An 11,049-nucleotide genomic window follows, 5' to 3' on the forward strand; every position below is an offset into this window, starting at 1 on the left:
CCTTCCGCTACGGAAGGAATTCACGTGAACGCCACTGGGCCGAACACCTCTGGGCCGAACACCTTTGCGCCGAACATCCGCCCCGACTGCACCGACGAACTGACGGCAGCTCTGCGCCAGCGGATCGTGGTGATCGACGGCGCCATGGGCACCGCGATCCAGCGGGACCGGCCGGACGAGGCCGGCTACCGCGGCGATCGGTTCACGGAATGGCCGACCGCTCTTCAGGGCAACAACGACCTGCTCAGCCTGACGCAGCCGCAGATCATCGAGGGTATCCACCGCGAGTATCTCGAGGCGGGCGCCGACATCCTGGAGACCAACACATTCAACGCGAATGCGATCTCGCTCTCCGACTACGACATGGCGGATTTGAGCTACGAACTGAACTACGCAGGCGCCGCCCTGGCCCGCAAGGCGGCCGACGAATTCAGCACCCCGGAGAAGCCCCGCTACGTCGCCGGCGCAATCGGGCCGACGACCCGCACCGCGTCGATCTCGCCGGACGTCAACGACCCCGGGGCCCGCAACGTCTCCTACGACCAGCTGGTCGCCGCCTACCTCGAAGCCGCCAACGGCCTGGTCGACGGTGGTGTCGACCTCCTCATCATCGAGACGATCTTCGACTCGCTGAACGCCAAGGCGGCGGTGTTCGCCGTCGAGACGCTGTTCGAGGAGCGCGGACGCCGCTGGCCGTTGATCATCTCGGGCACCATCACCGATGCCTCCGGACGGACGTTGTCCGGTCAGGTCACCGAAGCATTCTGGAACGCGATCAGGCACGCGAAGCCGATCGCGGTGGGCCTCAACTGCGCCCTGGGCGCGCCGGAGATGAGGCCCTACATCGCCGAGATGTCGCGGATCGCGGACACCTTCGTCTCCTGCTACCCGAACGCCGGCCTGCCCAACGCCTTTGGCGAGTACGACGAGACTCCGGAGCGTCAGGCCGGCTACATCGCCGACTTCGCCGAGGCGGGCCTGGTCAACCTCGTCGGTGGTTGCTGCGGAACCGCGCCGCCGCACATCGCCGCAATCGCCAAGGTCGTAGAGGGCAAGCCGCCGCGCGAGGTGCCGCAGATCCCGGTGGCCACCCGGCTGTCGGGCCTGGAGCCGCTCAACATCACCGACGACTCCCTGTTCGTGAACATCGGTGAGCGCACCAACATCACCGGCTCCGCCCGGTTCCGCAACCTGATCAAGGCCGAGGACTACGACACCGCGCTGTCGGTCGCCCTGCAGCAGGTCGAGGTCGGTGCGCAGGTCATCGACATCAACATGGACGAGGGCATGATCGACGGCGTCGCCGCGATGGACCGGTTCACCAAGCTGGTCGCGGCTGAACCGGACATCAGCCGCGTCCCCGTGATGATCGACTCCTCCAAGTGGGAGGTCATCGAGGCCGGCCTGAAGAACGTGCAGGGCAAGCCGATCGTCAACTCGATCTCCATGAAGGAGGGCGAGGAGAAGTTCATCCGCGAGGCGCGGCTGTGCCGCAAGTACGGCACCGCGGTCGTCGTGATGGCCTTCGACGAGCAGGGCCAGGCCGACAACCTGGAGCGCCGGAAGGAGATCTGCGGGCGCGCCTACCGGATCTTGACCGAAGAGGTCGGCTTCCCGCCCGAGGACATCATCTTCGACCCGAACTGCTTCGCCCTGGCGACCGGCATCGAGGAGCACGCGACCTACGGGATCGACTTCATCGAGGCCTGCGCCTGGATCAAGGAGAACCTGCCCGGGGTGCACCTCTCCGGCGGCATCTCCAACGTCTCGTTCTCATTCCGGGGCAACAACCCCGTGCGCGAGGCGATCCACGCGGTGTTCCTGTTCCACGCCATCAAGGCCGGCCTGGACATGGGCATCGTCAACGCCGGTGCGCTGGTGCCCTACGACTCGATCGACCCCGAACTGCGCGAGCGCATCGAGGACGTCGTCCTGAACCGCCGCGAGGATGCGGCCGAGAGGCTCCTGGAGATCGCGGAACGGTTCAACAAGTCGGACAAGAGCGAGGATCCGAAGGCGGCCGAGTGGCGCAACCTCCCGGTCCGCGAGCGGATCACGCACGCTCTGGTCAAGGGGATCGACGCGCACGTCGACGCCGACACCGAGGAACTGCGGGCCGAGATCGCCGCCGCGGGCGGTCGCCCGATCGAGGTGATCGAGGGTCCGCTGATGGACGGCATGAACGTCGTCGGTGACCTCTTCGGCTCGGGCAAGATGTTCCTGCCCCAGGTGGTGAAGTCGGCCCGGGTGATGAAGAAGGCCGTCGCGTACCTGCTGCCCTACATCGAGGCGGAGAAAGAAGAGTCCGGCGCGGCTGCCGGTAAGGACACCAACGGCACGATCGTGATGGCGACGGTGAAGGGCGACGTCCACGACATCGGCAAGAACATCGTCGGGGTTGTCCTGCAGTGCAACAACTTCGAAGTGATCGACCTCGGGGTGATGGTGCCCGCCCAGAAGATCCTGGACGCGGCCAAGGAGCACGACGCCGACATCATCGGGCTTTCCGGCCTGATCACGCCGTCGTTGGACGAGATGTCCAACTTCGCCGCGGAGATGGAACGCGAGGGCCTGGAGATCCCGCTGCTGATCGGTGGCGCGACCACCTCGCGCGCCCACACGGCCGTGAAGATTTCGCCGCGTCGCAGTGGTCCGGTGGTCTGGGTCAAGGACGCTTCCCGCTCGGTGCCGGTCGCTGCGGCGCTCCTCGACGACAAGCAACGTCCAGCGCTGCTGGAGGCCACCGAGAAGGACTACGCATCCCTGCGCGAACGGCACGCCCAGAAGAACGAGCGGCCGACGGTGACGCTGGAGAAGGCCCGCGCCAACCGGACTCCGATCGAGTGGGACGGCTACACGCCGCCGGTGCCCGCCCAGGGCCTCGGCGTACGGGAATTTCTTGACTACGACCTCGCCGAGTTGCGCGAGTTCATCGACTGGCAGCCGTTCTTCAATGCCTGGGAGATGAAGGGCAGGTTCCCCGACATCCTCAACAACCCGGCCTCGGGCGAGGCCGCCCGCAAGCTGTACGACGACGCCCAGGAGATGCTCGACACCCTGATCAAGGAGAAGTGGCTGACCGCCAACGGCGTGATCGGGTTCTTCCCGGCGAACGCGGTCGGCGCGGGTATTGAAGACATCGAGGTGTACACGGACGACACCCGCAGCGAGGTGCTGACCACGTTGCACAACCTGCGCCAGCAGGGCGAGCACCGGGAGGGCATCCCGAACCGGTCGCTGGGCGACTACATCGCACCCAAGGACACGGGTCTGGCCGACTACGTCGGCGCCTTCGCCGTCACCGCGGGGCTCGGCAGCCAGGAGAAGATTGCGGAGTTCAAGGCGGCCCTCGACGACTACAGCGCGATCCTGCTGGAGTCGATCGCCGACCGCCTGGCCGAGGCCTTTGCTGAACGGATGCACCAAAGGGTCCGCAAGGAGTTCTGGGGATTCCAGCCGGACGAGCAGCTGGACAACGAGGCACTCATCGATGAGAAGTACCGGGGAATCCGCCCAGCCCCCGGCTACCCGGCCTGCCCGGAGCACACCGAAAAGGCGACGCTCTGGAAGTTGATGGACGTCAAGAAGCGGACCGGCATCGAGCTGACCGAGTCGATGGCTATGTGGCCAGGTGCCGCCGTCAGCGGCTGGTATTTCTCCCACCCGCAGTCGCAGTACTTCGTGGTCGGCCGGATGGCCCAGGACCAGGTCGCCGACTACGCGAAGCGCAAGGGCTGGACCCTGGCCGAAGCCGAGCGCTGGCTCGCCCCCAACCTCGGCTACAACCCGGAGGACTGAGCCCCACGTGCGTCGCCCGGTCATGCATGACGAGGGCTCTGCTGCGAGGAGACCACGTTCGTTGCCCGCCTCTTAGCGGCAACCCCGGCATTGTCGCTCGGAGGCGGGCACTGCGGTTATGCCCCCGCTGCTGCATCACCTGCTTCACCGCGAAGCCCGGTACTTCTGTTGCACCGCGCATCATCGTCGCCGACAGGGCAGACTCAAAGCGCGACGACCTCGAACACGAAAAGAGACACGGATGAGCATGGCGTATCTCGCGCAACCCGAGCAGCAACAACAGCTGGAATGGCTCGATGGCGGCACACTGGCGATACTGCTCGACGGCCGGGCTACGAACGGCCAGTTGATGATCGGACGCTTCGACGTCAGCCAAGGCGAAGCGCCGCCTTATCACAAGCACACGCGCGAGGATGAGGTGTTCATGCTGATCAAGGGCACCGCCCTGGTCTGGTGCGACGACCAGGAAATGGAGTTGTCAGAGGGCGGAATCGTCTACTTACCCAAGGGTATTCCCCACGCTTACCGCATTACGTCTCGTACGGCTGATCTGCTGATGATTAATACGCCGGCAGGAATTGAAGGCATGTTCCGCGGTGCGGGTCGTGATAAGTCGGCGCCGCGCCCAGACGGGTTCGAGATCACGACGGAGAGTCTCGTCGAAGCATCGCAAAAGTTCGGGAACGTTATTCTCGGTCCACCACGCTGATCGACCCGATGATGTCTGCGCCCTGAAGGCGGCATTGGGCCCGGGATGGTTCAGGCTGATCTGGCGCGCCGGGCGGGCACGCGGCTAACTGTCAGATGCGCATCACCGGGCTCAGCGCTGACAGCGGGATGTGCGCCTGCACGGTGCCGCCGTCCATGAACCACTGCGGCAGGCCAGTGGAGAAGTTGATCGGCTCGTCGTGGCCCACCGGATAGTCAGGCATGTAGATGATCAACTCGTCGGGCGTCAGCGCCCACGCCTTGTACGCGCCCGAGTAGACCCTGTCGGGGGTCCACCGGTCGACGATGAACGGGTAGGTTCCCGGGTCGTGCGGCGGCGGCGCCTGGTTCAGCGCGGTTTCGATAAACGGTTGGGCCAGTGGGGGAATGGCGGTCAGCGGGTTCGACGTCGTCAGGTCGGCCAGCTGCACCCGCCTGCCGGCCGCCATGTCGAAGGTGAAGGTCCGGTAGGCGTTGTTGGGTTTGGGCCCGTCGGCATGATAGTCCTCGTGGAACACCGCGCTGAGCAGGTTGCCGTGCCGAAAGACCTCGAAATTCTCCTCGCCGTAGCTGTCGGCGGCCATGCTGCCGTTGGCGTTTCGCCAGTTGTTGACCAGCGTGTGCAGGTAGTCCCGGATCACCGGGCCGGTGGTCGGATTGTCGACGAGGCCGTCGGGCACGGCGACCTTGATGTCGCGCACGGCGTTGCGTTCCGACGTCACCGTGGTGTGGCAGTACTGGCCGTCCCAGTCGCCGCCGAGCTCGCCGCAGAATGACGGCGCCGACGCGTGCGTGGTGGCGGTGCTGGGAATCGTTGCGGCCGCGGCCATTACGAGCGCCGCCGACAGTCTCTTGAGCATCAAAGGGTCCGCTCGGCTCAGAGGAGTTGGACTTTGCTCGCCCGCCAGCGACCGTCGACCTTCTCCATGGTCATCTTGATCCTGCTGCGGTCGACGCGGGGGTCGGGTGCGGCCGTGTTGGTGACGGTCTGGTCGATGAAGAGCAGCACGACGACCCTGTCGGTGGACTCGGACTGAACGGCCGAGTCGACCACCACTCCGTGCGCGGTCGCCTTGTTGTCGATCAGCAACTGCCGGAGCTTGACGCTGGATTGGGTGTACATGTCCTTGAATTCGCCGGTCGCGCCGTCGAGCACCTGCTTGAAGTTTTCGTCGACTTTGTTCGAGTCGATGCTCGTGAGCACCTGCGCATAGGCGATGGCCGCCTGCTGGGCCTGTTCACCCGCCACCTTCAACTGATGGTCCTGCCACTGTCGCCACCCGAGGAGCCCCGAAACGGCAAGTGCGGCAATGAGTAACGCCGGCAGCACGCTGCGGCGCAGATACCGGCGCCAGGGCCGCTTGGCGCGCTCGGTCTCCGGGCGCTTGCGTTTGAGCAGCGCGCCGCCGTCTTCATCTTCGTCGTCGCCTTTGTCGTTGCCTTTGTCGTTGCCTTCGTCGTCGCCTTTGTCGTCGTCGCCCAGCTCGTCACCCTCGTCGTCGGCCGTGTCGTCGACCGCGTCGTCGGCGCGCTTCGCCTCGGCGTCTTCGCCTGCGACGTCGGGTGTTTCGGCTCCCGATTCCGCGTCGGTGTCGGCGTCGGATTCCGCGACGGCTTTCGGGTTCTTCTTGGTAGTCACGACCACGATCATCTCCTAAAGGTCGATGGGTTCAATGCTCAGTGCGGCGGTTCGATCGGCAGCTGCGGACCGCCGTAGGGGGTGGGAATGGTGTAGCGGCCCCGCGGGGTCGGATCGGTTCGCTGCCCCAGGTTCGCGCCCGGCGGTGGGCCGGCGGTGTCGTCGCCTCCCGGTCGTGGCGCGTTCTTGGCGCCGCGGATCGAGACCGCCGGGTCGTCGTCGCGGCAGTAGGTGTACATGAACGGCTCGTAGTAGTCGGCGGCGGAGGGGGCGTGCGCGGGTGTCCCGTAGTCGCACACGTAACGGGGGTAGAGGTCGGCGGTGGCCCACACACCGCCGTCGTGAAAGGCGCTCGTCACCGCGTCCAGTACGGATCCGCGGTAGTCGGGGAAGAGCGCGTTGAGCGCCGGGACCCGCAGATAGAACAGCTGCGACATGGTGGCCATGCTGCCCAGCAGCTGCACCATGGTGTCGGAATTGTCCGCGAACAGATTGTCGACCGCCGACAGGGTGCGCGGCGTCTGCTGAGTCAACCGGCGGTAGCCGGCCTGCATTCTGGCCACGCCGGTCAGCGTCTGGTTGAGTTCGGTTGCGGTGGCGCCCAACCCGCTGTTCTTGTCGCTGGCCAGGGTGAGCACGACCCGGCTGGTCTTGATGATGCTGGTGGTCTGGGGCAGCACCGAATCGAGCGTCGAAAGCAGGAACGTTCCACCGTCGACGATGGCGGTCAGCTTCGCCGGGCCCTCCTTGCTCAGGCTCAATTCCTTCTTGATCAACTCGATCTTGTGCGGGTCCACCTGGGCCAGCAGCCCGTCGGCGTCGCCGAGTAACTGCGCCAAGCTGACCGGGACGGTGGTGTGGTCCAGGGCGATCAGGCTGCCGTCGTGCAGATACGGGCCGGCGTCGGACGCGGCTTCGAAGTTGATGTACTGCTCGCCGGCCGGCGAGAGCGCCGACACGTGCACGACGCTGTTCGCCGGGATCCGCACCTTCGACGTGATGCTGGCGACGGCGTTCACCCCGTTGTCGGTGATCTGCAGCGACTCGACCCGGCCGATGCGCACTCCGCGCAGCGCGACGTCCTGATTGGGCAGCAGGCCACCGGATTCCGCCAGCTGCACGGTGACCCGGTAGGACGAGGCGAAGGGCTTCACCCGCAATGCGCCGATGAGCAGGTAGGCGGTCGCCACCACCAGGATGAGCACCAGGCCGGCCACCGACAGCCAGACCTGTTGCCGGTGGCCCGTGCGCACCGCGCGGACAACGATATTGGCGAAGTTGGCGACGGCGCGCATCATGGTTGCGGCCCCGGCGGTGGCGGCGACCGGGGTGGTGCCGGCGGTGGCCCGGGGGCGACGTCGATCTGGCCCGGGATGTTCGGGTCCGGGACGACCGGAACCTGTGGCGAGTTCGGCCCCCGGCCGACGATGCGTTCCTGCAGCCGCCACAGCGTGTATTTGAGGGTGCCCACGAGCAGGTTCACGTTGTAGTGGTGCGGTCCGTGCAGGCCGATGTCACCGGGGAACCCGATGTCGGGGAGCGACCCGAGCATGATCTTGTCCACGCCCACGTTCACCGAAATCGAGTTCCCGGCAGTCGATTTGACCAGCGCGGGGATCAGCCGGTTGATCGACAGCCAGCTGGTATCGGGGCTCATGGCAACATCGTTGGCGGCGCCGGCGATCGTGTTCAGGTCGCGGATCATGCTGCGGCCGCTGGTGTCGGTACCGCCGATCGACGGGAACCTGGCAAGCAACCGGGAGGTGTCACCCACCTGCACGGCCAGGTTGGAAAGCTGACCGGTGTTGTCGGCCAGGGCCGAAGTAGCGGGGCTGGCGGCCGCCATCAGGTCGCCGATGGCCTGGTTCTTGGCATCGAGTTGATCGGCCAGGCGCGACAATTGGGTCAACGCGCGCGAGATCTGATCGGACCGGGCATCCAGCGTCCCGAGCAGCTCGTTGGACTTGCGGATCATGTCGCCGAACGCCTGACCCTGGTCGCCGGTCGCCTTACCGAAACCGTTGATGATGTTGGTGAAATTGCGAACCGCCCCGCCGTTCACCAGAATCGCCGCCGAGCTCAGCACCGACTCGACGGTCGCGGCGGCCGCGGTCGAATCCAGGCCGATGGTGTCGCCGTTGCGCAGCAGCGGCGTGTCCGCGGGATCGTCGGCGGGTGGCTTCAGCGCGACGAACACGTCGCCCAGCGGTGTCGCGGTACGTAATTCGGCGGTGCTGCCCCGCGGCAGTTGCACGCCGTCCCGGATGCGCAGCCGGGTAACCGCGGTGTAGTTGCGCGCGACCATCGATTCGAGCTGCCCGACGTCGGCGCCGGCGAGCTTGACCTTGGCGTTCATCGGTAGGTTGAGTGCGTTGGAGAACACCGCGTTGAGCGAATACCCGCCCGAGCCCAGCCCCGGCGCCGGAAGGGGCAGGCTGGCAAGGCCGTTCGTGGCGCATCCCGCGGTGACCATCGCCGCAGCCACCGCCGTCAGCATGCCCCGCGCGCCCGTGGCCATCATTTCTGCCCCATGGCGGCCATCCCGTCGAGCACATACGTCAAACCGAAATCGGGACCGAAGTCCTGGATGGTCCCAGTGCTGCAGCCCAATTGCCGGAGGCCCATCAGGTTGCAGATCTCTTTGGTGTACTGGCTGTCGAAGAGCAACCGATCCGTGAGGAAGCGGGCCCGCACGCTGCCGTTCGCCCGGTCGATCATGTTGTACGCGTTATCGGCCACCAGGGGAGCCAGGTCCAGCAGCTCGGCCAGGTCGCGTCGCTGGTCGGTCACCGTCTTCAGCGTGTCATTGCCGTGCAGGACGGCCTGTTTGACGTTGTCCCGATTTTCGTCGAGCAGGTCGCCGGCCCGCTGGATCAGCTGGTCAAGCTTGTGTCCGGTGCTGCCGCTACCGAGGTCCTCGTCGGCCATGATCTGGCTGACTTGGTGGATGGTGGAAGCGAATTCCCGCAGTTTCGTGTCATTGGCGGCCACCGCGTCGAACAGCGTGCTGATGTTTTTGACGATTGTGGTGATCTGTTCGCGGGTGGCCGCGCCGCCGTCGCTGGACAGCCGCAGCGCCTGGGACAGCTCGCCGAGGGCCGCCTTGATCTTTTCGCCGTTCCCGTTGACCACCTCGGTGCCGCCATTGAGCACGTCGGCGATCGGCCCGCCGCCGTGGCGGTCACCCTCCAGCGACTTGGTCACCTTGTCCAAAACGTTGAGGACACTGCTGAATTCGACGGGCGTCTTGGTCCGGGGCAAGCCGATGGTGTCGTGGTTCTCCAGGGTTGGCCCGCCGTGATAAGGCGGCGTGAGCTCGATCTGCCGGTCGGTGAGGATGGACGTCGACACCGTGACGGCCTGCGCGGTGGCGGGCACTTTGACGTGACGGTCGATGGTGAACTCGACCTCGACGTAGCCGCCCTTGGCGTTGATCTTGGTGATCTTGCCCACCGGCATGCCCAGCACCGCCACCTCGTTGCCCTCGTAGAGGCCTGAGGCGCTGTCGAATTGGGCGGTCACCGTGATCGTGTCCTCGTCGGAACCCAGGAACCGCCAACCGATTCCGATCGCCGCGGCGATGACCGCGATCGCGGCGACGATGGCCAGCACCCTGGCGCCCAGCCCCCTCACTTGCAGTCCTTGAAGTACTGGATCATGCCGAACTGCTTGGCGCGGCCGCTGATTGCACACATCCACGAGTCGATCAGCGGGACATTGGGGGCGTTGAAGTTGATCGCATTGCCATCACCGGTGAGGTTGGCGGCCTCGCGGAAGAAGATTGGGCTGGTCTGCAGCATGCTGTGCAGCAGGTCGTCGTGTTGGGACATCAGGTTGGTGAAGTCGCGCATGTCTTTGATCAGCGCGTCCAGGCCCGACCGGTCGTTGACCACCACCTGGTTCATGGTGTCGACGAGGCTGGACAGGGACTGCATCATCGCGTGGAAGACGGCGCGCCGCGCGACGAATTGGCCCAGCAGGTCTTGCCCCTGGTCGACCAGGGCGCCGATGCCGGCCTGCTGGCGCCGCAGCGTGTTCGTCACCTGCTCGGTGCTGCGGAGCAGCTGTCCCAACTGGTCGCGCCGTACCGCGATGATCGACGACAACGTGTTGATGTTCGTGATCGCCTGCGGCACAACGGCGGGCAGGCCCTCGAGCTGCTTGCCCAGCACCGCCAGCGACTGCGCGAACCTGTCGGAGTCGACCTGCTCGAAAGTCGTGGTGGCATCCTGCAACGCGGCCTGCAGGTCGTAGGGCACCTCGGTGTGCGCCAGGTCGAAGGTGTTGTCGGGCAGACGCGCCGGCCCGTTGGGTTCCAGCGCGAGGTAGCGCGAACCCAGGATGGTGGTGACCCGGATCTGAGCCCGGGAGTCCTTGCCCAGCTTGATGTCGTCGCGGACCTTCAAGCCCGCCTCGACATGGTCGCCGACGAGTTTCATGCTCGTCACGTTGCCCACCGGGATGCCCGCGACCACGATCGGGTTAGCGGCCCGCAGCGAGGCCGCCTGCAGGAACTCCGCGGTGTAATGCCGATAGCCGGCGCCGATCGCATGCACCAGCAGCATGACGCCGATCACCACCGCGACCACCGCGACGGCGATGAAGCCGAGCCAGGTCTTGTTGTAGCTTTCCAGCGGACGCTTGGTCATTCGCGAAAGCCAATGCCGTACCCATGCGTCAGCCATCGACCGTGCTCCTGCAGCGCGGGGTGTGCCAGGCCCGGTTGCCCGGCGTGGCGGCGTTGATGATGATCGGCACCACATCGTTGAGTCCGGGGAAGAACCCCATGAAGTTCACGTCGCACACGTAGGCGTTGCCGTAGGCGCCCTGATTGCCCACCCGGGTAAGGCCTTTCAGCAGCAGCGGGATGTTGTCGCCGAAGAAGGCCACCTGCGGCTCGACGT

At 65.9% G+C, this 11,049-nt stretch carries 8 protein-coding genes and 1 pseudogene; 2 read left to right on the plus strand and 7 right to left on the minus strand.

Annotated features, from left to right (window positions below):
- Positions 1-24 precede the first annotated feature (24 nt).
- On the plus strand, positions 25-3,798 hold the full coding sequence (gene metH / locus A5760_RS25110; protein WP_231122744.1) for a methionine synthase: 3,774 nt from the start codon (positions 25-27) through the stop codon (positions 3,796-3,798).
- Positions 3,799-4,039: 241 nt separating this feature from the next.
- Positions 4,040-4,507, plus strand: a complete 468-nt coding sequence (locus tag A5760_RS25115; protein WP_064885914.1) for a cupin domain-containing protein — start codon at positions 4,040-4,042, stop codon at positions 4,505-4,507.
- Positions 4,508-4,598: 91 nt separating this feature from the next.
- Here the strand turns inward: A5760_RS25115 and A5760_RS25120 are convergent, their stop codons facing one another.
- The 7 genes and pseudogenes from A5760_RS25120 to A5760_RS25150 all read right to left on the minus strand — a co-directional run.
- Positions 4,599-5,366: a mannan-binding family protein gene (locus A5760_RS25120; RefSeq protein WP_064885916.1), complete on the minus strand. Its 768-nt coding sequence runs from the start codon at positions 5,364-5,366 to the stop codon at positions 4,599-4,601.
- 17 nt (positions 5,367-5,383) lie between these two features.
- Complete coding sequence (locus A5760_RS25125; protein WP_082279614.1) at positions 5,384-6,157, minus strand: tetratricopeptide repeat protein; 774 nt, start codon at positions 6,155-6,157, stop codon at positions 5,384-5,386.
- Positions 6,158-6,183: 26 nt separating this feature from the next.
- A complete protein-coding gene (locus A5760_RS25130; protein ID WP_064885918.1) occupies positions 6,184-7,443 on the minus strand; it encodes an MlaD family protein in 1,260 nt (419 codons plus the stop codon).
- Positions 7,440-8,666, minus strand: a complete 1,227-nt coding sequence (locus A5760_RS25135) for an MlaD family protein (protein WP_064885920.1) — start codon at positions 8,664-8,666, stop codon at positions 7,440-7,442. The genes A5760_RS25130 and A5760_RS25135 overlap by 4 nt, the downstream gene beginning before the upstream one ends.
- On the minus strand, positions 8,663-9,784 hold the full coding sequence (locus tag A5760_RS25140) for an MCE family protein (RefSeq protein WP_419538277.1): 1,122 nt from the start codon (positions 9,782-9,784) through the stop codon (positions 8,663-8,665). Before A5760_RS25140 ends, A5760_RS25135 begins: the two co-directional genes overlap by 4 nt.
- Positions 9,775-10,830: an MCE family protein gene (locus A5760_RS25145; RefSeq protein WP_064885927.1), complete on the minus strand. Its 1,056-nt coding sequence runs from the start codon at positions 10,828-10,830 to the stop codon at positions 9,775-9,777. The genes A5760_RS25140 and A5760_RS25145 overlap by 10 nt, the downstream gene beginning before the upstream one ends.
- Positions 10,823-11,049: pseudogene (locus A5760_RS25150) on the minus strand (mammalian cell entry protein); the annotation flags it as partial. The gene A5760_RS25145 and the pseudogene A5760_RS25150, both read right to left, overlap by 8 nt.

Source organism: Mycobacterium colombiense (assembly GCF_001665835.1).
Classification (GTDB): Bacteria; Actinomycetota; Actinomycetes; order Mycobacteriales; family Mycobacteriaceae; genus Mycobacterium; species Mycobacterium colombiense_A.